Raw genomic sequence first — 22,190 nt, 5'->3', positions numbered from 1 at the left:
GCCGGTTCGCAGAGTGTCGGTGCCACTCACTAGAATCACGCCCATGACTAATGAGCCTTCCAGCACCACGTCCGCGCCGATCCCCGAACCTGGACTGGTACCGGACAAGCCCGTGCTCGAGGGGCTCGAGAGCAAGTGGGCCGCGGCGTGGCAGCAGGGCAAGACCTACGCCTTCCAGCGGCCGCAGCTGGATGCGGCCGACCCTGCCAGCAAGGCGGCCGCCCGCCAGCAGGTCTTCTCCATCGACACCCCGCCGCCGACGGTCTCCGGCTCGCTGCACGTGGGCCATGTGTTCAGCTACACCCACACCGACACCATCGCCCGTTACCAGCGGATGTGCGGCAAGCAGGTCTTCTACCCGATGGGTTGGGACGACAACGGTCTTCCCACCGAGCGTCGCGTGCAGAACTACTACGGCGTGCGCTGCGACCCGAGCATCGCCTATGACCCCGACTTCACTCCCCCGGCCAAGCCGGACCCCAAGAAGCAGGTGCCGATCAGCCGCCGCAACTTCGTGGAGCTGTGCCACGAACTGACCGCCGTCGACGAGCAGGTCTTCGAGGACCTGTGGCGACGCCTCGGCCTGTCGGTGGACTGGGACACCCTCTACGCCACCATCAGCGACGACGCCCAGCGCGTCGCCCAGCTCGCCTTCGTCAAGAACCTGGAGCGCGGCGAGGCCTACCTCTCCGAGGCCCCCACCATGTGGGACGTCACCTTCCAGACCGCCGTCGCCCAGGCCGAGCTGGAGGCCCGCGAATACCCCGGCGCCTACCACCGGATCGGTTTCGCGCTCAACAGCAAGGGGGGCGAGCCCCTTGAACCCACCTCGGTGACGGTGGGTGAGCCTGTCGAAGCCACCTCGGTGACGGCGGGCGAGCCTGTCGAAGCCACGTCAGAAGACCTCTTCGCCGACGGCAAGGTCTGGATCGAGACCACCCGGCCGGAGCTGCTCCCGGCGGTCTGCGCCCTGATCGCGCACCCCGACGACGAGCGCTACCAGCACCTGTTCGGCAAGACCGTCACCTCGCCCATCTTCGGTGTCGAGATCCCCGTGCTGGCGCACTCGGCCGCCGAGAAGGACAAGGGTGCCGGCATTGCGATGTGCTGCACCTTCGGCGACCTGACCGACGTGATCTGGTGGCGCGAGCTGCAGCTGCCGATGCGCACCATCATCAACCGTGATGGCCGCCTCCAGGCCGAGACCCCCGAGTGGCTGGTCAACGGTGACTTCTACGCCGAGCAGATGGCCACCAAGACCACCTTCACGGCCCGCAAGAACATCGTCGAGAAGCTGGCGGAGACCGGCGACATGGACGGTGAACCCAAGCCCACGCAGCGCATGGCGAACTTCTACGAGAAGGGCGACAAGCCCTTGGAGATCGTCTCCACCCGCCAGTGGTACATCACCAATGGCGGACGTGACGAAGACCTCAAGGCGCGTCTGCTGGCCCGCGGCGAGGAGCTGGCCTGGGTGCCGGAGCACATGAAGCACCGCTACACCAACTGGGTCAACGGCCTCAACGGCGACTGGCTGATCAGCCGCCAGCGCTTCTTCGGCGTGCCCTTCCCCGTCTGGTACAAGCTGGACCACGAGGGCGAACCGATGACCGATGAGCCGATCGTCGCCGATGCCGCGAGCCTGCCGGTCGACCCGGCCAGCCAGTGCCCGCCCGGCTTCGACGAGTCCCAGCGCGGTCAGGCCGGTGGCTTCATCGCCGACCCGGACGTGATGGACACCTGGGCGACCAGTTCGTTGAGCCCGCAGATCGTCTGCGGCTGGGAACGTGACCAGGAACTGTTCGACCTGACCTTCCCGATGGACCTGGCGCCCCAGGCCCACGACATCATCCGCACCTGGCTGTTCAGCCGCGTCGTGCGCGCCGAACTGGAGCACGGCAAGCTGCCGTGGAAGCGGGCCTCGATCAGTGGCTTCGTCACCGACCCCGACCGCAAGAAGATGAGCAAGTCCAAGGGCAATGTCGTGGTCCCCACCGAGATCCTCGACAAGTTCGGTGCCGACGCCGTGCGCTGGCGTGCCGCGATGGCTCGTCCGGGCATGGATTCGCCCTTCGACGAGACCCAGATGAAGGTGGGTCGCCGCCTGGCGATGAAGGTGCTCAACGCCTCCAAGTTCGTGCTCGGCATGAGCTCGACCCCTGGCGAGGCGCCCATCACCAATCCCCTCGACCTGGCCATGCTCGCGGCGCTAGCCGAGGTGGTCAAGACCGCCACGGACAGCTTCGAGCGATTCGACTACACCGGTGCCCTCGAGGCCACCGAGGCCTTCTTCTGGGGCTTCTGCGACGACTACCTCGAGACGGTCAAGGAGCGCGCCTACGGTGCGCAGGGCGAGGAGGCCGCGAGCTCGGCCCAGGCGGCGCTGCGTCTGGCCCTCGACGTCATGCTGCGCCTGTTCGCCCCCTTCCTGCCCTTCGTCACCGAAGAGGTGTGGAGTTGGTTCCAGCAGGGTTCCGTCCACCAGGCGTCGTGGCCCACGGTCGATGAGCTGCCCACCGGTGGCACCGCGGAGCTGCTCGACGAACTCGCCACGGTGCTGATCGGGCTTCGCGGCGCCAAGAGCGAGGCCAAGGTGAGCATGAAGACCCCCATCGAGCGGGCCCAGTTCAGCGGCACTGCCCACGTGCTCGACGAGCTCAAGGGCGCCGAGGGCGACCTGCGGGCCGTGGGGCGCATCACTGGCGAGGTCTCATGGGTGAAGACCGATGGGCCCACCACCGTGGCCGTCGAGCTGGGTGAGCCGGTCGTCAAGAAGCCCAAGGCCTGACCGACCGGTAGCCTGAAGCCAGTCGAAACCAGCCTCACCCCAACAGCAGGGAGCCGTCCAGTGAAGTCCTTCTCCACCGTCGCGATCGATCTGGACGGCACCCTGTTCACCCCGCAGCGCGACTACGACCGGCCCCGGTTCGCGCGCATGCTCGAGGCCTGCGAGGCCCGCGACATCCGAGTGGTGATCGCCAGTGGACGCCAGTACCTGAGCATGCGCAGCATGTTCGACGCCCCTGAGCGTCTCGCCTTCGTCGGCGACAACGGCTCGATGGTGGTTGATCGCAATCATGAGCGCGTGCATGCCGCCGTCCTGGAGCAGTCGGTGGTGGACAAGGTGGTGGCGCTGATCGACGACCACCCCGAGATCCGCGCCGTGGCCAGCGGCCCCGAGGGCGGCTGGATGGCCGGCGTGGTTCCCGACCGGATGCGGGTGCTGATGAGCAGTGCCTACGAGAACCTGGTGAGCGTCGAGAGCCTCCACCAGATCGACGGCCCGGTCAGCAAGTTCGCCCTGGTGACCCGGGACGGCCAGGCTGACCGGCTCGCAGCCGAACTGTCCGAACAGCTGGATGGTGCCTTGGTTCCGGTCACCACCGGCCACCAAGGCATGGACCTGATCGTTCCCGGCCGCCACAAGGCCTTCGGGCTGTCCTTGTTGCTGGAGCGCTGGGGGCGCAGCTTCGACGAACTGCTCGCCTTTGGTGACAGCGCCAATGACCAGGAGATGCTGGCCGCGGCCGGGATCAGTTATGCGATGGCCGACGCCCAGCCCGCCGCCTTGGCCAATGCCACGCACCGCGCCCCCAGCGGCGCCGAGTCCGGCGTGATGCAGGTGGTGGAGGAACTGCTGGGGCTGTGACCCTCATCCCGACGGCGAAGGATTCAGCTGGCTGCCTCGTGGCAGGTACACGTGGGGCAGGCACAGTTGGTGCACTCACACTCCCCGCCGGTGTGGCAGCTGCAGATGTGCGCCTCGGTCACTCCGATCAGCATCTGCGTCAGGTCACGCGGCGGCGCCGGCATCTGCCGCAGGCCCGACGCCTGTTCCTGGGCCGTGCGATACCACGCCGAACAGTCGGCACAGTCGTCCAGATGGGCCTCGACGTCGACGCGCGGGATCGGCGGATCCTCGCCATCCAGCATCGCGGACAGGGCGGCTCGCCACTGTTCCATCTGGCAGCACCTCATGCCCGCAGCGTAACCCACCGGCACCGGTCGCGGTAGCATCGGCCGCATGGTCCAGCGAGTGAAACCGGCAGGACGCGCCGCCCTGGATGCGCGCGTCACCGAGTTGGCCCTCGCCGCCGCCGAAGGTGATCGACCGGCCCTGGGTGAATTCATCCGTCTCACGCAGGCCGATGTGTGGCGTTTCATCGCCCACCTCGCGGGTCAGCAGCAGGCCGACGACCTCACCCAAGACACCTATCTGCGGGCCATGGACTCACTGCCCTCCTTCGAGGGCCGAGCACCCGCCCGGGCCTGGCTGCTCACCGTCGCGCGACGAGTCGTCGCCGACCAGGTTCGCCATGAGATGGCCCGGCCGCAGACTCCCCGGGGCCCGGAATGGATGGCCAGTCATGACGCCGCCTCCCAGGACTCCAGCGGCACTGTCGAACTCACGTCGCTGATCGCCATGCTCGGCACCGAACGACGCGAGGCCTTCGTGCTGACACAGCTGCTGGGCTTCACCTACGAGCAGGCGGCCGAGGTGTGTGGGGTGCGCATCGGCACCATCCGTTCCCGCGTCGCCCGCGCCCGCGAGACCCTGGTGGCTGCCTGCAGCGACGAGGACCTGCGCAGCGAGCTGCGCGCATCCTGATCGACGACCCACCAAGCCTGTGAGAATTCTCACGGGAACCTTCGGCCTGCTCCGCACGACTTCTGTCTGAACCACTTGTTCCAGACACAGGAGTTGTGCAAGTCATGGTGAATCGCCGCGGTATCGTCGCCGCACTGGCCGTCCTTCCCCTCGTTGCCTGTTCCGCAGGCGCCGGCGGTGGTGGCACTGCCTCCCCCTCGATGCAGCAGTCCTCGCAGACGGCGACGCAGGAGGTCGTCGTCTACGCGCCCGGAGCACTGGCGGCCCACACCAAGCAGCTCGCCGCCGCGTATCAGGAGGCCGGCCTGGGCAAGGCCACCTTCGAGGTGGGCCACACCCCGATCCAGCGTGAACAGCTCGCCAAGGGAGCCACTCCCGATGTGTGGATCGCCGCCAATCCCGACGACATGAAGACCACCGCACAGAAGGGCCTGGTGGCCAAGGACGGTGTGGCGCAGCTGGCTCGTACCTCGCTGGTCGTCGTGGTGGCGCCCAAGAACCCGGGCAAGGTGACGAGCATCACCGATCTGGCCAAGCCCGGCACCAAGGTCTTGCTGGGAGCCGAGACCCTGCCGATCTGGAAGTTGACCGCAAAGTCCTTCGCCAAGATGGACAAGCAGCAGCCGGGCTTCAGCCGCAAGGTCTTGGCCAACACCGTCTCGCGCGAGATGGGGGTACAACCCATCGTCAACAAGGTGCAGCTGGGTGAGGCCGATGCGGGCATCGTCTTCATCACCGACGTGCCGGCCGAGAAGAAGGGCCTCAGCACGGTGGAGATCCCCCAAGCGCAGAATGCGATGCTGCCGCTCTCGATCGCCCCGGTGACCGCCGGCAAGAACCAGCAGGGCGCCGCCAGCTTCATCGACTTCATGACCACGGGTGAGGGCAAGCAGGTCCTCGACGAGGCTGGCTACCTGCCGCCTGCCACGTGACCCGCCATCGCGGGCTGTGGCCCTTCGTCCTACCCGCCTCGGCGCTGCTGCTCCTGCTGGCCGTGCCGGTGGCGGGCTTGACCTGGCAGGCGTTGGAGGGGGATCTGGCCACCCAGCTCTCCGACCCCTCGGTCCACTCCGCGATCCGACTGTCGCTGGTGACCACCGTGGTCAGCATGCTCGCAGTGATCGTGTGCGGCACCCCGTTGGCCTATCTGTTGGCACGGGTCGACTTTCCCGGCAGGCGCATCGTGCAGATGCTGGTGGACCTGCCCATCGTCCTGCCTCCGATGGTGGCCGGGATCGCCATGTTGGAGGTCTTCGGCCGCCAGGGCTGGATTGGGCGCCCGCTGGCCGAGTTGGGCATCACCCTGCCCTTCACCACGACGGCGGTCGTGCTCAGCCAGGTCTTCGTCGCGGGCCCCTTCTTCGTCCGCGCGGCCCGCGTCGGCTTCGCCTCGGTGGAGCAGCCGGTGCAGGAAGCGGCGCGCGTGGATGGCGCCGGCGAGGCGCGCCTGTTCTGGCACGTCATGGTGCCGGTGGCCCGTCGGGGCCTGTTCACGGGGCTCGTGCTGGCGTGGGCGCGAGCGCTCGGCGAGTTCGGGGCCACCATCTTCTTCGCCGGCAACCGGGAGGGCGTGACGCAGACGATGCCGCTGGCCATCTTCATCGGCTTCGAGTCCAACCTGGGGTTGGCGGTGGGGCTCAGCTTCGTCCTGCTGGTGGCCAGCATCGTCGTCCTGCTGGTGGTGGGGCTGTGGGGTGAGCGCACCGACCTGTGAAGTCAGGCTCCGCGGGATTGTCAGCACCGGCTCCTAGAGTGGGGTCGTGCCTTCTTACCGTGTGCAGATGGAGATCCTGGGGCTTCGTCCCGGCAACCGCCCCGAGGCGGTCCTCGACGATGCCGTCACCGCGATTGCCGAGAACTTCCACGTCGACGACCGGCAGGTGGACGTGGTGGCGGGCACGGCCCGCATCACCGTGCGCTTCACGGTGCCGGACTCCTCCGACAAGGAGGAGCAGGAGCTGGCCCAGATGGCCACGGCTGCCGCCCACGAGGCCGTCGACCGGATCGCCGTGATCGGACGGTACTGGATCCTGCGACGTGCCGGGGGCCGCTGGCTGCCGGTGGCAGCCCCGAGCTGACCACCGCCCGCGCGATCAGTCGCAGTTGTCGCACACCCCGGTCAGCGACATCTGCATGAAACAACGGGGACACACATTGCCCTGCAGCGGCTCGGCCTTGGCCGCGCGCTTGGGGGCGGCGGTCTTGCGTGGGGCGGGCACCTTGCCCACCACGGTGGTGCTGCGCGGCGCGGCAGCCGGCTTCACGCGGCTTCCCGCCCACTGCTGGTAGCACAGCCTCCGCTGCTCCAGCGCGTGCTCCTCACGATCGTCGAAGACCTCGTGCACCTGGGCAAAACGCAGGATCTCGTCATAGGCGGAGCCCACCGATCCGTCTCGACGCACCGCGAGGGCGCTCAGCAGGGGCAGCCCCTCGGCATGGCACTTGCGGGCGATCATTCCCAGCAAGGGGCCGATCCACTTGGAGGTGGGTTGCTTGGTCTGGATCCCCGAGATCTGCTGCACCTTGCGAGCCAGCGCGGCGTACTCCACCGTGGTCTGCTGTGCCGCCGCCTCCAGCAGCACCTCGTGTGCGGCCTGGGCCCAGGCCTTGACCGCACTCACCTGATCGACGAAGTCTCCACTGTCATGTACCGGCATCTGCTCCCCTTGAAATCCTGATGGCCCCTCCGAGGGCCAGTAGATACTACCTCTCCCGCGCACGCCCCAGCGCCTACCCGCGAGCGCTCCCCGCAGCGGGCATCGCCCCGCTGGAAGGCGCATCCACCAGCACCGTCGCCACACCCCTTCGGCGGTAGTGAAGCCACCGTGGCTCCCGACTCGTTTCGCTGTGAGCACAGGAAACACTCTCTGGGCGAAATCAGTTGTCAACTGGACTTGCGGCTGATTAGCGTCGAAGACGTCAGAGCACGAAACCCAATTCAGGCCACAACGGCCGGGAAACGGAGTGAATCATGACTGAGAACATCAACCAGGGCACCTACGACTACGACCGCTACTACGGCGTCGTGGTGGATTCCGAAGGCAACAAGGTTGGCGACGTGGGCCAGGTCTACCTGGACGACGCCACCGGCCGTCCCGAGTGGGTCACCGTGCGCACCGGCCTGTTCGGCATGAAGGAGACCTTCGTGCCACTGCGTGGCGAGAACGTGGCCAACGGCGAGATCCACGTTCCCTACACCAAGGACCAGATCAAGGGCGCCCCGAGCATCGATCCCGAGGGTCACATCACCGAGGCCGAGGAGGCGGAGCTCTACCGCTACTACTCCATCGAGCAGGACCTCAGCGCCTACCAGAATCGCGACGAGCGCACCGACCGCGTCGACGTCGACCGCACCCAGGCTGCCGCTGCCGGTACCGCCGCTGCTGGCACCGCCGACGTCAAGCGTGACCGCGCCGACGTCGACCGCGACGCCAACCTCGCCGACGGCGACATCGTGCGTCACGAGGAGCGCCTGAACGTGGGCAAGGAGCAGGTGGAGACCGGCCGCGTCCACATCCGCAAGCACGTCGTCAACGAGCAGCAGAGCGTGCAGGTGCCCGTCAGCCGCGAGGAGCTGCGCGTCGAGCGCACCCCGATCGCCGACGGTGAGCGCGTCGCCGGTGGCCGCCTGGAGGAGGGTGATACCGAGGTCGTGCTGCACGAGGAGCGCCCCGTCGTCTCCAAGGAGACCGTTGGCGTCGAGAAGGTCAGCGTCGGCAAGGAGACCGTGACCGACAACCAGACCGTTACCGAGAATGTCGCCAAGGAGCGCATCGAGGTTGAGGGCGACGTCGACGCCCGCGCCGGCCGTGGCGAGGTGCGCGACGACCGCAGCGTGACCGACAAGGTGAAGGACAAGCTGGATCGCGACAACGACGGCAAGATCGGCTGACACCAGCCCCACTTGCGTTGAACGCATGACGCATCCCGCGAGGCCCCGGACCACTGGTCCGGGGCCTCGTGCCTGTTCCACCGACGGCTAGGCTGGACGACGTGACCCGAGAGCAACCGACGCGCACCGCTGCGCTGCGAGCGCGGTTCGACCGAGTCCGTGACGCACTGTGGGGCGTGCTCCCCACTCCCCTGCGCCGGGTGGTTCCCGCCACGCTGGTGGGCTACTGCCTGATCAACCTGTTCACCTTCAGCACCGACATGGCGCTGTTGAGCATCTGCTACCGCCTGCTGCGCATCCCCTACGGCTGGTCGGTGAGCATCGGCTACATCGTCGCCCTGGGATTGGCCTATGTGCTCAACCGGGCGCTCAACTTCGAGTCACGCTCCAAGGTCGGCGGCGAACTGCTGCGCTATGTGGTGGTGGTGCTCGTCAACTACGGCTGCTTGGTGCTGGGCCTGTCCTGGGCGCTGCACAAGCTGGGGGTGCAGTTCCAGCTCGCCAGGCTCATGGCCGCCACGGCCGAGGCAGCCTTCATGTACACGATGATGCGCTTCGTCGTCTTCCGCCACCGCCACGAGGAGAGCCCGCGGCACCAGGACGACGCGTCCCCGCTACCCGAGCGCGTCGGCTGACCCCCTTGCGCCACGGTGTGAGGACGTGACGGCGGCAGGTCACTCCACCGAACGGCGCGGCACCGAGACCTGCTCGACCGGATTGCCATGCTGGTCCACCTCCACGGCGACCGCCGCCACCTCCTCGCGTCGCTGCCGACGCTGGGTGCGTCGCGCCGCCTTCTGCTCTCGTCGCTTCACGATGCCGCTCTCCACCAAGTGGTAGAGCACCGGGACGAGCAGCAAGGTGAGCAGCGTGGAGCTGAGCAGACCGCCGATCACGACGATCGCCAGGGGCTTGGAGATGAACACGCCGCCGCCCGAGAGCCCCAGCCCCATCGGCACCATCGCGAAGATGGTGGCCAGGGCCGTCATGATGATCGGGCGCAGACGTTGACGTGAACCCTCCACCAGCGCCTGCTCCACACCGTCGCCGCGTTCCCGGTAGTGGTTCACCAGGTCGATGAGCACGATGGCATTGGTGACGACGATGCCGACCAGCATCAACAGGCCGATCATCGCGGGCACACCCAGGGCGGTGTCGGTGACCAACAGCGCCACGATCGCCCCGACGGCGGCGAACGGGATCGAGATGGTCAGGATCAGCGGCTGCACCAGGCTCTTGAAGGTGGCCACCATCACCACGTAGACGATCGCGATGGCCGCGAGCAGCGCCAGTCCGAGCTGTCGGAAGGCGTCGTCCTGTTCTGTGGCCACTCCCCCGAGCTGCGCGTCGGCGCCCGCCGGGAGCTGCACCTCGTCGAGCTTCTGGGTCACGGCGCTGGTGGTGGCGCTCAGGTTGTCACCGGTGGGGGTCAGGGAGATGGTCACCGAGCGCTGACCGTCGGTGTGGTCCACCTCCGTGGCCACGCTGGTGCGCTCGACGGTGGCAATGTCGGACAGCTTCACCACCTGCCCGGTGGGAGTGGTCATCAGCGGCATGGCACGCATCTCGTCGAGCCCCTCGGGCACCTCCTTGGCCTGCAGCACCAGGTCGATGGTGTGGCCGCCGGGCTGTTCCACCTTGGCCACGGGCTGCGGCTGCAGGATGCCGCGCACGGCCTGTCCCACGCTCTGTTCGTCCAGCCCCAGACGAGCCGCCTTCACCTGGTCCACCTGGACCTGTACCTGCGGCTGGTCTGCGGCCAGGCTCGAGGCCACATTGCTGGTGTCGGGCACCGTCCTGAGGGCCTCCAGCAACTGGTCATTGGCCTTCTTCAAGGTTGCCGAATCCGGCGCGGTGAGCACCACCTCGACGTCGCCGCCACCCATGCCCTGGTTGGCGGAGACAGTGATCACACCAGTCTTGTGCAGCGGCTCCATCGCGTCGCGCACTTGCTGCGCCAGGGCCTGCTGGTCGGCCTCCTCGTCAGTGGTCACGGAGAAGGAAGCACTGCCCGCACCGGCACCGCTGAACATGGCCTCGATGCCCGAACCCCCGATGGTGGTCTGGACCGTCTCCACTCCGTCGACGTCCAGCAAGGCCTTCTCCACCTGACTGGCCCGTGCCCCCTGCTCCTGGAGCGTGAGGGCGGGCGGGAACTGCTGCTGCACGGTCAGGGTGTTCATGCCGGCATTGCCCAGGAAGTCGGTCTTGAGGGTGCTGCCCAGTGCGACGCTGCCGGCCAGCAGGGCAACCGCCAGCAGCACCGAGAGCCAGCGATGCCGCAGTGCCCACCCGAGGGCAGGCAGGTAGGTCCGCTGCAGCAGGCTGCGGCGTTCCTTCTCGTGCGCCCGTTCCTCGACCGCCGCCGGTTCCACGCCCTCGTCCGGGTCCTCCAGGAACCAGTAGGACAGCACCGGCACGATCGTCAGCGCCACCAGCAGCGAGCCCATGAGCGCCATGGTCATGGTGAAGGCGAAGGGTCGGAAGAGCTCACCGGTCTGCCCGCCCACCAGACCGATCGGCAGGAAGACCGCCACGGTGGTGATGGTGGCCGCGGTGATCGCCGTGGCCACCTCACGCACGCCCACCAGGATGGCCTGCATCTTGGGCACCCCGTAGGACAGGTGCCGCTTGATGTTCTCCACCACGACGATCGAGTCGTCCACCACACGGCCGATGGCCATGGTGAGGGCGCCCAGCGTGAGGATGTTGAGGCTGTAGCCGCCCACCCGCAAGCCGATCAGGGTGAGCAGGATGGACGTGGGGATCGAGACGGCGGTGACCAGCGTGGAGCGCAGGCTGCGCAGGAAGGCGAGGATCACCAGCACGGCCATCAGCAGGCCGAGGCCGCCCTCCACCAGCATGTCGTGGATCGACTGGGTGATGAACGGTGCCTGGTCGAAGACCGTGGTGAACTCCGGATTGCTGCCCATGGCCGCGGCGATCCCCGGCAGCGCCTCGTTGATGGCCTCCGAGACCTCGACGGTGGAGCGGTCGGGGGTCTTGGTGATCGCCAGCGACAGGCTCGGCTTGCCGTTGGTGCGTGAGATCGACGTGGCGGGAGCGTCGGCCTGCTTCACCGTGGCCACATCACCCAGGGTGACCGGCCTGGGCGCCTGGCCGGCGGCACCGCCTGCTCCCCCAGCCCCGCCGGGGCTCGCGGCCTGCCCCACCAGGGCGATCTTGGACACCTTCTGGGCCGAATCGTGCCGCTCCCCGACGGTGACGGCCAGGTCCTGCTTCCCGTCCTTCAGGGAACCGCCCGAGACCAGCCCACCGGAGGCAGCGATCGCCTGTTGCACCTGTGCTCGGCTCAACCCGGCGGCCGCAAGCTTCTTGTCGTCAAGGGTGACCTGGACCTGCTGCGCGCGTGCACCCGACATGGTCACCTGCCGCACGCCGGGCAGCTTCTCCATCTCCGGGATTGCGATGGTCTGCAGCCGCTGCGCCAGCTCTTCCGGTGTCCCGTCACCAGTGACGGCCAGCACCTGCACCGGCATGTCGTCGAAGGAGCCCGTGAAGACCTGGGCATCGGCCTCCTCCGGCAGCGTGCCCTTGATCCGGCTCACCGAGGCCTGCAATTCCTGCTGCACCTGGGCCATCTGGGAGCCGTACTCCACGTTCACTGTCACCGTCGACATGCCGGTTGCCGAGGTGGAGGTGTAGCCCTCCAAGCCCTGCAGCGAGAGCACGGCCTGCTCGATGGGGCCGGTGACCCGCTCCTCGACCACCTGCGGGCTGGCGCCCGGATAGCTGGTCATGATGAAGGCGCTGGGGATCTCCAGCGACGGGATCAGTTCCTGCTTCAATCCCGAGGCGGTCAGGCCACCGAAGACCGTGACGAAGACGGTGATCAGTGCAATCAGTGCGCGGTTCTTGAGACTGACCTTGGCCAGACTGTCCATCGGGGCTCCATCGCGAGTTCTGCTGTTGTGTCTGCTGTCGCACCGACACTATCGCCCCTCGACAAGGCAGAAGGCCCACCGCCCGAGCCCCACCGCCCGAGCCATTGGCTGCACACCCCGGCTCGGGCGACGGGCCGTCCGGATCACAGCACCCGGTGGGCTGCCTCCTTGCCCTGGCGCATCAGCCCAACCTGCTCCTGCAGCAGGGCCACCACACGCTGCTGCATGCTGGCACTACGGCCACCCACGTGAGGGGTGAACAGCACACCGGGCAGGCTGCGCAGCGGATGGTCCGCGGGCAACGGTTCCGGATCCATCACGTCGAGCGCGGCGCGGATGCGCCCCTCACTCACGGCCTGCACCAACGCGTCGGTGTCGACCAGCGGGCCGCGACCGATGTTGACCAACAGGGCCCCCGCCTTCATGTTGGCGATCATCTCGGCATCGAACATGTGGCGGGTCTGCTCGGTGAGCGGTGTCCCCAGGATGACGACGTCGGCCTCACCCACCAGCCTGGGCAGGTCCTCGGGTCCGTGGACCGTGCCGCGCTCATCGGTGCGAGCACGCGAGGCACTGCGCACCACCTCCACCTCGAAGGGCTCCAAGCGGTCGTGGATCGCCTGGCCCACGCCGCCGGTGCCCACCAACAAGACCGTCTTGCCCTGCAGTCCGGGGCTGAACTGCTGCTCCCAACCACCCTCACGCTGCTGCGCGAAATACAGGTCCAGGTCGCGCTGGGCCGCCAGCACCAGGGCGACGGTCAGTTCCGCCGTCGCTCCCTCGTGCACGCCCATCGCATTGCTCAGGGTGATGCCTTCGGGCAGGTGCTTTTCCGCGTTGTCATAGCCCAGGGCCTGGCTCTGGATCGTGGTGATCTTCTCGCCCTGCAGGGTCGACAGCAGCTCGGGGGGCGCCATGTAGGGCAGCACCGCCAGATCGATGTGGTCCTGGCCGGAGGGCCCCTCCATCGGCCAGACCTCCACGCGGACGTCGTCGGGAAGCTCGCCCTGCAGGGCATCACGAAGCTCGACGGTGGGCACGGTGACAACCAGCTGCTCTTTGCTCATGCCCACATTCTGCCTGCGGGGTCAAGGCCGACGGCCGTGGGGTCAGGCCGACGGGGCCGCCAGCTTGGCCCGCTTGCGCGTCTCCAGCGCCTGCCCGATCGCGTAGACCACCGCGCACAGGACGGGGGCGGCCAGCAGGATCGCTGCCCAGGGGGCCATGCCGCCCCAAGTGAGGTCCTGACTGCGGATCCACACCAGCAGCGCCACCACCGCGACGATGTTGGCCAGCACCGCCACCAGGTAGCAGCCACGGAAGAGCTGGTTGCGTTCCCTCATCCGTCCGCTGACGATCAGCGTGGAGGCCAGCATGGCCAGGGCGACGACGATCCCCACCCCGAACCACAGCCGGCTGTCGTTGAGGAGCCAGGCGGTGCCCCCGAGCAGCGCGGGCACCGTGGAAAGCCCGGCCAACAGGATTCCGCTGACACCGCTGCCGATCGAGCGCTCCTGGGCGGCACGCTGGCGCTCCCGAAGCTCTCGCTTGCTCAACTTCTGGGGCGCGGCCTCCCGAACCACCTCCGGCTCGGGCTGGCTCTGGTCGGCGGGCTCGGCTGGGGGTGTCGATGTCACGAAGGTCTCCTCGTCAGGCGCTCAGTTCACCGCGGTGGGCCATTCGGCTCTTGTTCCGCGCAACAAGGGTAGGGCTTGCCTCGCCTCGCACGCACGCGCCGGTGACGACGACCTGGCTGATCGTCTCCTGGCTGGGCACGTCGAACATCACGTCCAGCAGGGTCTCTTCCAGGATCGAGCGCAGGCCGCGGGCTCCCGTGCCACGCTCCAGGGCCTTGAGGGCCACTGCCTCCACCGCATCGTCGGTGAACTCCAACTGCACGCCGTCCAGCTCGAACATCTTGCGGTACTGCTTGACCAGCGCATTGCGCGGCTCGGTCAGGATGCGCACCAACGCGTCCTTGTCGAGCGGCGCCACCGTCGCCGTCATCGGGAGGCGGCCGATGAACTCGGGGATCAGGCCGAACTTGTGCAGGTCTTCGGGCGAGACCTGGCTGAACGGGTCCTGCAATTCCTCACGGGCCGACTGGGCGGTGTTGAAGCCCAGCGGACGCTTGCCAATGCGGTCATTGATGATGTCGTCCAGCCCGGCGAAGGCACCACCGACGATGAACAGCACATTGGTGGTGTCGATCTGGATGAACTCCTGGTGCGGGTGCTTGCGGCCTCCTTGGGGCGGCACCGAGGCAACGGTTCCTTCCAAGATCTTCAACAGCGCCTGCTGGACTCCCTCGCCCGAGACGTCGCGGGTGATCGACGGGTTCTCGCTCTTGCGGGCCACCTTGTCGATCTCGTCGATGTAGATGATGCCGGTCTCGGCCTTCTTGACGTCGTAGTCGGCGGCCTGGATCAGCTTCAACAGGATGTTCTCCACGTCCTCGCCCACATAGCCAGCCTCTGTGAGCGCCGTTGCGTCGGCCATGGCGAAGGGGACGTTGAGCATCTTGGCGAGTGTCTGCGCCAGGTAGGTCTTGCCGCATCCGGTGGGGCCGATGAGCAGGATGTTGGACTTGCCCAACTCCACGCCGTCGTCCTCGGAGGTGCGACGAGCGGCCGGTGTGGTGGCGGCCGCCTGAACCCGCTTGTAGTGGTTGTAGACGGCCACGGCCAGGGTGCGCTTGGCGCTGTCCTGCCCGATGACGTAGGAATCGAGGAAGTCACGGATCTCGGTGGGCTTGGGCAGGTCATCCAGCAGGCCGACGTCGCTGCCCTGGCTGAACTCCTCCTCGATGATCTCGTTGCACAGGTCGATGCACTCGTCGCAGATGTAGACGCCCGAACCCGCGATGAGCTTCTTCACCTGCTTCTGGCTCTTGCCACAGAAGGAACAGGTGAACAGATCGCCCGATTCACCAATGCGCGCCATGTCCTAGGTCCTTTCGACTCTCCGGCCACCCTAACCGCTGCCGGGCCATCACCGCGGGAGGTCCGCAGAGATGGCCCGGACTGGGTCAGCGGGGTGTCAGTCGACGTCCTTGAGCGAGGTCAGGATGTCGTCGATGATGCCGTACTCCATGGCCTCTTCGGCGGTGAGGTACTTGTCGCGCTCGATGTCGCGGCTGATCTTCTCGACGCTCTGGCCGGTGTCCTTGGCCAGCATGGTCTCCATCAGTCCGCGGATGCGCAGGATCTCATTGGCCTGGATCTCCAGGTCGGAGCTCTGGCCGTAGCCGCCCTCGGTGGCCGGCTGGTGGATCAGGATGCGCGAGTTAGGCAACGCCATGCGACGGCCCTTGCTGCCGGCGGCCAGCAGGACGGCCGCGGCGGAGGCGGCCTGACCGAGGCACACCGTCTGCACATCGGGCTTGATGTACTGCATGGTGTCATAGATCGCCGTCAGGGCGGTGAAGGAACCACCCGGGCTGTTGATGTACATGCTGATCGGACGCTCGCTGTCCATCTGCTGCAGGCACAGCAGCTGGGCCATCACGGCGTTGGCGATCTCGTCGCTGATCGGGGTGCCGAGGAAGATGATGCGTTCCTCGAAGAGCTTGGTGTACGGATCGACGCGGCGCATGCCGTACGAGGTGCGCTCTTCCCACTGGGGAATGTAGTAGTCCATCGACGGACCGGCCGGAGCCATCCCGCCGGGCATCGCCGGCATGGACATGTTGAAGGGCATGGTCATGCTGGTCCTCACTGGTTCGGGGCGTCGTTGCTGATCTGCGACGCGCGCTCGTAGACGTGGTCGATGAAGCCGTACTCCAGCGCCTGCGCCGCGGTGAACCAACGGTCGCGGTCGGAGTCGGCCTCGATCTGCTCCAGCGGCTGCCCGGTGTGCTCCGCGATCAGCTCGGCCATCTGCTTCTTGATGTGCAGGGACTGCTCGGCCTGGATGCGGATGTCGGAGGCGGTGCCGCCGATGCCGCCCGAGGGCTGGTGCATCATGATCCGGCTGTGGGGCAGCGCATAGCGCTTGCCCTTGGCACCGGCGCTGAGGAGGAACTGCCCCATGGAGGCGGCCAGGCCCATGGCCACGGTGGCCACGTCATTGCTGATCCACTGCATGGTGTCGAAGATGGCCATGCCGGCCGTCACCGACCCACCGGGCGAGTTGATGTACAGGTAGATGTCCTTGTGCGGATCCTCCGCGTTGAGCAGGAGGAGCTGCGCACAGATTGCATTGGCGTTCTCGTCCTTCACCTCGTCGCCGAGGAAGACGATTCGGTTGGCCAGCAGTGCCTGGTAGACGTTGTCGGTCATCCCGAAGCCACTGCCGGCGCCAGCTGCGGCGCGGATCGTGTGGTCAGTTGCGAAATCGTTCACCCTTGAAACCTACCCGCTGTGACCGACAAAACAATGGATCCCGACCGCGTTCGCTGCGGGCGTGCCTCACCCGTCCAGGCGGGTTCGCGCCGGGGTCTGTGGCAGCCCGTCGCTGACCCGCGAGGAGATCAAGGTGTTCGCCCACCGCGCCTGCGGATCGACGTCCACCAACAGTGCCTTGACCAGCAGCGACAGCGGCAGGGCGATCAGCGCCCCCAGGCCGCCGAAGACCCAGCCCCACAGCAGCAGGGACAGGAAGGACAGGGTTGGTGTCAGACCCACCGCGTCGCCGGCCACCCGGGGCTGGATGATCGACTGGATGACGAAGTTGACCACGCTGTAGGCCACCACCACCAGCACCGCGGGCTTCCAGCCGCCCTCGACCAGCGCCAGCAGCGCCGGGGGCACCAGGCCGATCACGAAGCCGATGTTGGGGATGTAGTTGGTGAGGAAGCTGAACAGGGCCCAGACCAGCGCCAGGGGCACGCCCACACCGATCAGGATCACGTAGTCGACCACTGCCACGATCAGACCGAAGACGGTGCTGACCAGCCAGTACTTGCGGATCCCCTGGGCAAAGGTCAGCAGCCCGCGGACCAGCGAGGGGTGGGACAGGCGCGCGGCCTCCAGACGGTCCTCGATGATGATGGCGTCCATCACCATGAAGATCAGCGTGGTGAGCACCACGACTGCCAGGGCAGCCACCCCGCTGGCATTGCTGACCAGTCCGGTCACCACCGTGATCACGCTGTTCGGGTCGATCCCCTTCAGCGACTGCATCACCACACCGCGATCGAAACCGAGCTCCTGCAGCAACTGCAGCGACTGGTTGTACAGCGCCGTGAACTGCTGGTTGTACTTGGGCAGCTCGCCCACCATCGCCGCCACGCCATAGCTCAGGCCGAAGATCACCAGCGCCAGCACCACCAACACCGTCAGGCCAGCGGCCACGGCACCCAGCCATCGCGGCAGGCCCAGACGTACCAGACGACGCTGCACCGGATAGGCGGTGATCATCAGGTTCAGGGCGAAGAAGACGGGCGCCACGAGGCTCGCCAACTCCCGCAGCTCCCGAAGGACCAACAGCCCGGCCGCGATGGCCACCAGGACCAGCACGATACGAGGCATGGAGCGCTCGCTGCGTTCGGCGGGCATCGCCGCGACGGATTGCGGTGCAGCCTCGTCGACGGGCTCCACCTCATGGACCACCACCCGGTTGCGGGCCGCCGATCGGTCGGTCACGCGCGCCGCCGCCTGCTGCGGGGTTTCGGGGCCATGCACCATGCGCGTGTCAACCTGGGCCAGGGCTCGCGTCCTGCCGCGAGGCAAGGCCCGCGGCAGCCGGCGTCGGAGGGAATCGAGCACGGGCTTCTCCTGGCAAGTGTGGAAGGACGGTGGAAGACGACTGGGCGCCGCGCACATGGCGCGGCGCCCAGTCTAGGCGTGAGGGGTCTCGAACCGTTCGAGGCTCCCGGTCTCAGGCCTCGTCGGCCGGAGCGGCCTTCTTGGCGGCGGCCTTCTTGGCCGGGGCCTTCTTGGCGGCAGCCTTCTTGGCCGGAGCCTTCTCCTCGCCGGCGGCGGTCTTCTTGGCAGCCGTCTTCTTGGCCGGGGCCTTCTTGGCGGCAGTCTTCTTGGCCGGGGCCTTCTTGGCAGCAGCCTTCTTGGCCGGAGCCTTCTCCTCCGAGTCGTCGGCCTTCTCCGCGTCGGCCTTCTCGTCAACCTTGGCGGCAGCCTTCTTGGCGGGGGCCTTCTTGGCGGCCGTCTTCTTGGCCGGTGCCTTCTTGGGCTCGGCGGCCTCGTCGTCGTCCTCGTCGGACTCCACCAGGGCACCATCCGGACCCATCTTGCTCAGGTCGATGGTCTTGCCCTCGGTGTCGCTGATGGAGGCAGCATTCACCATGTCGGCCAGGGCCTTGGAGCGACGGATCTCCTGCATCCACTCGGGCAGGTGGTTGTGCTCCTGCATGTGCTGGATCTCCTGCTCAGGCGAGGTGCCGTTCTGCTGCGCCTTGGTGAAGATCATCTGGGTGAGCTCTTCCTGGCCCACCTCGTACTCATTGTCGTCGGCCAGCTTGTCGAGCACGATCTGCGCCTTGAGCGCGTCCATCGAACGCTTCTCGATCTCGGCCCAGAACTCGTCCTCGGTCTCGGCGGTCTCGTCCTCGGCGTCCTTGAGGTACTGCTCCACGCTCAGGCCGGCGGAGGCCAGCTGCTGGGTGACCTGGTTCTTGCGAGCCTCGATCTCGGCGTCCACCAGGTTCTGCGGCAGCTCGAAGTCGGTCTTGGCGATGATGGCCTCGAGCACCTTGTCACGAGCGTCGGCAGCCTGCTCCAGGCGCGCCATGTTCTCCAGGCTGCTGCGCAGGTCGGCACGCATCTCGTCGGCGGTGTCGAACTGGCTCACCATCTGGGCGAACTCGTCGTCGACCTCGGGCAGCTCCTGCTCCTGCACCTTGGTGACGGTGACCTTGATGTCGGCATCCTCGTCGCGGTGGGCGCCGCCCAGCAGCTTCGAGGTGAAGGTCTTGCTCTCGCCGGCCTTGAGACCGGTGATGGCCTCGTCCATGCCCTCGAGCATGCCGCCGGAGCCCAGCTTGTACTGGATGCCCTCCGCGGTGGCGTCCTCCAGGACCTCACCGTTCTGCGATCCCTCGAGGTCGACGGTGACGACGTCGCCATCCTTGGCGGCGCGCTCCACGTCGGTGTTGGTGGCGAAGCGCTGACGCAGGGTCTCGACGCGCTCCTCCAGGTCCTCATCCTTCACCTGGGTCGGCTCGACCTCGACCGAGATGCTGGAGAACTCCGGCAGCTCGAAGTCGGGTCGCACGTCCACCTCGGCGGTGAACTGCACGTTCTTGCCGTCCTCCAGGTTGGTGACGTCGATCTCGGGCTGGCCCAGGGGAACCAGCTTGTGCTCGACGACCGCCTGGCCGTAGGCGTTCGGCAGGGCGTCATTGATGGCCTCCTGCAGCACCATGCCGCGCCCGAAGCGCTGGTCGATGATGGCTGCGGGAACCTTGCCCTTGCGGAAGCCGGGGATCTGCACCTGCTGGGCGATCTCCGCGTAGGCCTTGTCCAGGCTCGGCTTCAGTTCTTCAAAGGGCATGTCAATGGTGAGCTTCACCCGGGACGGGCTGAGCTGCTCAACAGTGCTGGGCACAGGTTCTCCTGATCGTCGAATATTGCGCAAATGGCAGACCGCACAATCGTAGCGACCACGCGGTCATCGGCAAACTGACGCGCGAAGGGCTTTGCCGCGCACCGGCTCACGCAATGCCTCTGGCCCTGCCAGCCCCAGGCCTGCTGGCGGGCGCCGAAACCAGTGCAGGCCCAGCCATTGGTGGCTGGGCCTGCATTCTTGTTGGAGCGGATGACGGGAATCGAACCCGCGTAGCTAGTTTGGAAGACTAGGGCTCTACCATTGAGCTACATCCGCATGCCCCGTAGGGCTCGTGAAGTCTAGCCGATTCCACCGCCTCGTCGCCACTTGGCAGGATGGATGGGTGCCGCCCGCGATGGATCCCCTGTTCAGCCACCACGAGGTGGTGCGCCCCACGGTGGAGCTCCCGCCGGGGGCCCACCTCGTCGAGAACTTCCTGTCCCTGGAGGAACAGCGCTGGCTGGTCGCCCGTTTCCATGAGTGGGGACAGGGACCGGTGCCACCGCGCTACCCATTGATCGGTGGGCATCCGATGAGCGTGCAGAGCGTCTGCCTGGGTTGGCACTGGAATCCCGGACGCCTGACACGCGAGGCCATCGACCAGAACGGACTGCCAGTACCGCCGGTGCCCGACTGGCTCGTCCGGCTGGGCCAGCGGGCAGTCCACGCAGCCACGGGCAGCCAGGATGAGGCCAGTGCCTACCGGCCGGACACCGCGCTGATCAACTACTACGACGACCAGGCCCGCATGGGCATGCACCAGGATCGGGAGGAACGCTCCCCCGCCCCGGTCGTCTCGTTGTCGATCGGCAACAGCTGCCGATTCCGATTCGGCAATCGCGAGTCACGAGCTCGCCCCTATGTGGATCTTGAGTTGCGTTCGGGGGACCTGTTCGTCTTCGGCGGCCCCTCCAGGCTCGCCTTCCACGGGGTGATGGAGGTCTTGCCCGGAACTTCTCCGCAGGACTGCGGGATGACCGATGGCCGAATCAACATCACCCTGCGCGAATCCGGAATGGCCTGAGCCTGGCACGCCGCTGCTGCCAGCACGCGCTCCACTCCCCTAACGTGGGGTCATGGACCGCAGCTTCCTGGCCGCCTTCGCGCTCACCCTGGGTGCGGGCCTGTCCACGGCCTTGGGCGGTCTGGTGGCGGTGGCCCGCAGCCAGGTGACGCCTCGTCTGCTCGCCGGGGGTCTGGGCCTATCCAGCGGGGTGATGATCTACGTCTCCTTCATGGAACTGATGCCCAGCGGCGCGGCCCACCTGGGTGACGAGTCGTGGGCGGCGCTGTCCTTCTTCGCGGGCATCGCGCTGATCCTGGCAATCGACCGCTACGTCCCCGAGGACGTCAACCCCCATGAGCCCTCCGGACTGCCCGGCGAGGACGGCCCTGCGGTGGCGCAGCGAGGGGCCCTCATGCGGGTGGGGCTGGTGACCGCTGCCGTCATCACGCTGCACAACCTCCCCGAAGGCTTCGCCACGCTCATCACCAGCCTTGAGGACTTCCAGGCCGGAGCCATGATCGCGGCCGCCATCGCCATCCACAACATTCCCGAAGGGATCGCGGTCTCGGTTCCGATCTATGCCGCGACCGGTTCCCGCAGCAAGGCCTTCTGGTATGCCGCCGGTTCGGGCCTGTCCGAGCCGTTGGGCGCACTGCTGCTCTACCTGTTGTTGGCCCCCTTCATCTCACCCGCGCTCATCGGGGTGTGCCTGTGCGCGGTGGCGGGCGTCATGGTCTTCGTCAGTCTGGACGAGCTCCTGCCCACGGCCCAGAAGTTCGGTGAACACCACGCCGCGGTCTACGGGTTGGTGGCAGGCATGGGTGTGATGGCCCTGTCCCTGGAACTGCTGTCCTGACCACGGTTGGCCTCACTGTTCTGCCGCTGCGGTGACGCGCCGGGTTATGGTCAACTGCATGCCTGATTCCCCCGCCGACCAGTCCGCGATCCGCAGCGAGCTCACTGCCAAGGCGGCAGAGCTGCGCGCACAGATCGAAGAACTCACCAAGCCAGTCGAAGGTGGCGCCACCATCGGCTTCGGCAAGCGCATCGGGGAAGGGACCACCCAGGCCATCCAGCAGATGGCGGACGCCTCGACGGCCCAGACCCTGGCTGGCGTGCTGGACCAGGTGGAGCGGGCCATGACCAAGTTGGACGATGGCAGCTACGGACGTTGCGACGAGTGCGGTGAGCCGATCGGCGAGGCCCGGCTTGAATTCCGTCCTTGGTCGGTGCGGTGCGTCGAGCACGCCCAGCCCTGAGGAGCAAAGCCGAGGC

Annotated in this window: 21 protein-coding genes and 1 tRNA gene; 11 read left to right on the top strand and 11 right to left on the bottom strand. The window is 67.2% G+C overall.

Going from position 1 to position 22,190, the window contains the following annotated elements:
* Positions 1-43 precede the first annotated feature (43 nt).
* The gene (valS, locus tag ACOAMO_RS11675; protein WP_420174947.1) at positions 44-2,788 is read left to right on the top strand and encodes a valine--tRNA ligase; all 2,745 of its coding nucleotides are present in this window, start codon (positions 44-46) and stop codon (positions 2,786-2,788) included.
* A gap of 60 nt (positions 2,789-2,848) precedes the next feature.
* The gene (locus ACOAMO_RS11670) at positions 2,849-3,649 is read left to right on the top strand and encodes a Cof-type HAD-IIB family hydrolase (RefSeq protein ID WP_420174946.1); all 801 of its coding nucleotides are present in this window, start codon (positions 2,849-2,851) and stop codon (positions 3,647-3,649) included.
* A 23-nt stretch (positions 3,650-3,672) separates the two neighbouring features.
* On the opposite strand, the gene ACOAMO_RS11665 is transcribed toward ACOAMO_RS11670, so the two are convergent.
* Entirely contained in the window at positions 3,673-3,978 is a 306-nt protein-coding gene (locus tag ACOAMO_RS11665; protein WP_420174945.1) for a zf-HC2 domain-containing protein, read from the bottom strand.
* Between the two features lie 46 nt (positions 3,979-4,024).
* Between ACOAMO_RS11665 and ACOAMO_RS11660 the strand changes: the two genes are divergently transcribed.
* The 4 genes from ACOAMO_RS11660 (at position 4,025) to ACOAMO_RS11645 (ending at position 6,687) form a co-directional block, all read left to right on the top strand.
* Positions 4,025-4,609: a sigma-70 family RNA polymerase sigma factor gene (locus ACOAMO_RS11660; RefSeq protein ID WP_420174944.1), complete on the top strand. Its 585-nt coding sequence runs from the start codon at positions 4,025-4,027 to the stop codon at positions 4,607-4,609.
* A 104-nt stretch (positions 4,610-4,713) separates the two neighbouring features.
* Positions 4,714-5,541: a molybdate ABC transporter substrate-binding protein gene (modA, locus tag ACOAMO_RS11655; protein WP_420174943.1), complete on the top strand. Its 828-nt coding sequence runs from the start codon at positions 4,714-4,716 to the stop codon at positions 5,539-5,541.
* Positions 5,538-6,323, top strand: a complete 786-nt coding sequence (locus ACOAMO_RS11650; RefSeq protein ID WP_420174942.1) for an ABC transporter permease — start codon at positions 5,538-5,540, stop codon at positions 6,321-6,323. Before modA ends, ACOAMO_RS11650 begins: the two co-directional genes overlap by 4 nt.
* 46 nt (positions 6,324-6,369) lie before the next feature.
* Entirely contained in the window at positions 6,370-6,687 is a 318-nt protein-coding gene (locus ACOAMO_RS11645; RefSeq protein ID WP_420174941.1) for a hypothetical protein, read from the top strand.
* Positions 6,688-6,702: 15 nt separating this feature from the next.
* On the opposite strand, the gene ACOAMO_RS11640 is transcribed toward ACOAMO_RS11645, so the two are convergent.
* Positions 6,703-7,266, bottom strand: coding sequence for a hypothetical protein (locus ACOAMO_RS11640; protein ID WP_420174940.1), 564 nt, complete (start codon positions 7,264-7,266; stop codon positions 6,703-6,705).
* Positions 7,267-7,580: 314 nt separating this feature from the next.
* Here ACOAMO_RS11640 and ACOAMO_RS11635 point away from each other — a divergent pair, with 314 nt between their 5' ends.
* Positions 7,581-8,501: a PRC and DUF2382 domain-containing protein gene (locus ACOAMO_RS11635; protein ID WP_420174939.1), complete on the top strand. Its 921-nt coding sequence runs from the start codon at positions 7,581-7,583 to the stop codon at positions 8,499-8,501.
* Positions 8,502-8,602: 101 nt separating this feature from the next.
* Positions 8,603-9,136, top strand: coding sequence for a GtrA family protein (locus ACOAMO_RS11630; protein WP_420174938.1), 534 nt, complete (start codon positions 8,603-8,605; stop codon positions 9,134-9,136).
* A gap of 39 nt (positions 9,137-9,175) precedes the next feature.
* Here ACOAMO_RS11630 and ACOAMO_RS11625 read toward each other — a convergent pair whose 3' ends face one another.
* From ACOAMO_RS11625 to ACOAMO_RS11585, 9 genes are all read right to left on the bottom strand, one after another.
* On the bottom strand, positions 9,176-12,406 hold the full coding sequence (locus tag ACOAMO_RS11625) for an efflux RND transporter permease subunit (protein WP_420174937.1): 3,231 nt from the start codon (positions 12,404-12,406) through the stop codon (positions 9,176-9,178).
* Between the two features lie 143 nt (positions 12,407-12,549).
* A complete protein-coding gene (locus ACOAMO_RS11620; protein WP_420174936.1) occupies positions 12,550-13,473 on the bottom strand; it encodes a 2-hydroxyacid dehydrogenase in 924 nt (307 codons plus the stop codon).
* Between the two features lie 42 nt (positions 13,474-13,515).
* The gene (locus ACOAMO_RS11615; RefSeq protein WP_420174935.1) at positions 13,516-14,043 is read right to left on the bottom strand and encodes a hypothetical protein; all 528 of its coding nucleotides are present in this window, start codon (positions 14,041-14,043) and stop codon (positions 13,516-13,518) included.
* A 13-nt stretch (positions 14,044-14,056) separates the two neighbouring features.
* Positions 14,057-15,349, bottom strand: coding sequence for an ATP-dependent Clp protease ATP-binding subunit ClpX (clpX, locus tag ACOAMO_RS11610; RefSeq protein WP_420174934.1), 1,293 nt, complete (start codon positions 15,347-15,349; stop codon positions 14,057-14,059).
* A 96-nt stretch (positions 15,350-15,445) separates the two neighbouring features.
* Positions 15,446-16,111 carry an ATP-dependent Clp protease proteolytic subunit gene (locus ACOAMO_RS11605; protein ID WP_420174933.1) on the bottom strand — a complete coding sequence of 222 codons (666 nt, stop codon included), beginning with the start codon at positions 16,109-16,111 and terminating at the stop codon, positions 15,446-15,448.
* A gap of 8 nt (positions 16,112-16,119) precedes the next feature.
* Positions 16,120-16,686 carry an ATP-dependent Clp protease proteolytic subunit gene (locus ACOAMO_RS11600; RefSeq protein WP_420177025.1) on the bottom strand — a complete coding sequence of 189 codons (567 nt, stop codon included), beginning with the start codon at positions 16,684-16,686 and terminating at the stop codon, positions 16,120-16,122.
* Between the two features lie 129 nt (positions 16,687-16,815).
* On the bottom strand, positions 16,816-18,033 hold the full coding sequence (locus tag ACOAMO_RS11595; protein WP_420177024.1) for an AI-2E family transporter: 1,218 nt from the start codon (positions 18,031-18,033) through the stop codon (positions 16,816-16,818).
* Between the two features lie 193 nt (positions 18,034-18,226).
* Positions 18,227-19,909 carry a trigger factor gene (gene tig, locus ACOAMO_RS11590; RefSeq protein ID WP_420174932.1) on the bottom strand — a complete coding sequence of 561 codons (1,683 nt, stop codon included), beginning with the start codon at positions 19,907-19,909 and terminating at the stop codon, positions 18,227-18,229.
* Positions 19,910-20,111: 202 nt separating this feature from the next.
* A tRNA-Gly gene (locus tag ACOAMO_RS11585) sits at positions 20,112-20,185 on the bottom strand.
* A 67-nt stretch (positions 20,186-20,252) separates the two neighbouring features.
* On the opposite strand from ACOAMO_RS11585, the gene ACOAMO_RS11580 reads away from it, so the two are divergent.
* The 3 genes from ACOAMO_RS11580 to ACOAMO_RS11570 are packed head-to-tail and all read left to right on the top strand — an operon-like array spanning position 20,253 to position 22,174.
* Entirely contained in the window at positions 20,253-20,933 is a 681-nt protein-coding gene (locus ACOAMO_RS11580) for an alpha-ketoglutarate-dependent dioxygenase AlkB family protein (protein WP_420174931.1), read from the top strand.
* Between the two features lie 52 nt (positions 20,934-20,985).
* Positions 20,986-21,771, top strand: coding sequence for a zinc transporter ZupT (zupT, locus tag ACOAMO_RS11575; protein ID WP_420174930.1), 786 nt, complete (start codon positions 20,986-20,988; stop codon positions 21,769-21,771).
* Between the two features lie 58 nt (positions 21,772-21,829).
* The gene (locus ACOAMO_RS11570) at positions 21,830-22,174 is read left to right on the top strand and encodes a TraR/DksA family transcriptional regulator (protein ID WP_420174929.1); all 345 of its coding nucleotides are present in this window, start codon (positions 21,830-21,832) and stop codon (positions 22,172-22,174) included.
* Positions 22,175-22,190: the final 16 nt, after the last annotated feature.

The organism is Luteococcus struthionis (assembly GCF_048595755.1).
Taxonomy (GTDB): Bacteria; Actinomycetota; Actinomycetes; order Propionibacteriales; family Propionibacteriaceae; genus Luteococcus.
This window is presented reverse-complemented; position numbering and strand designations above follow the sequence as displayed.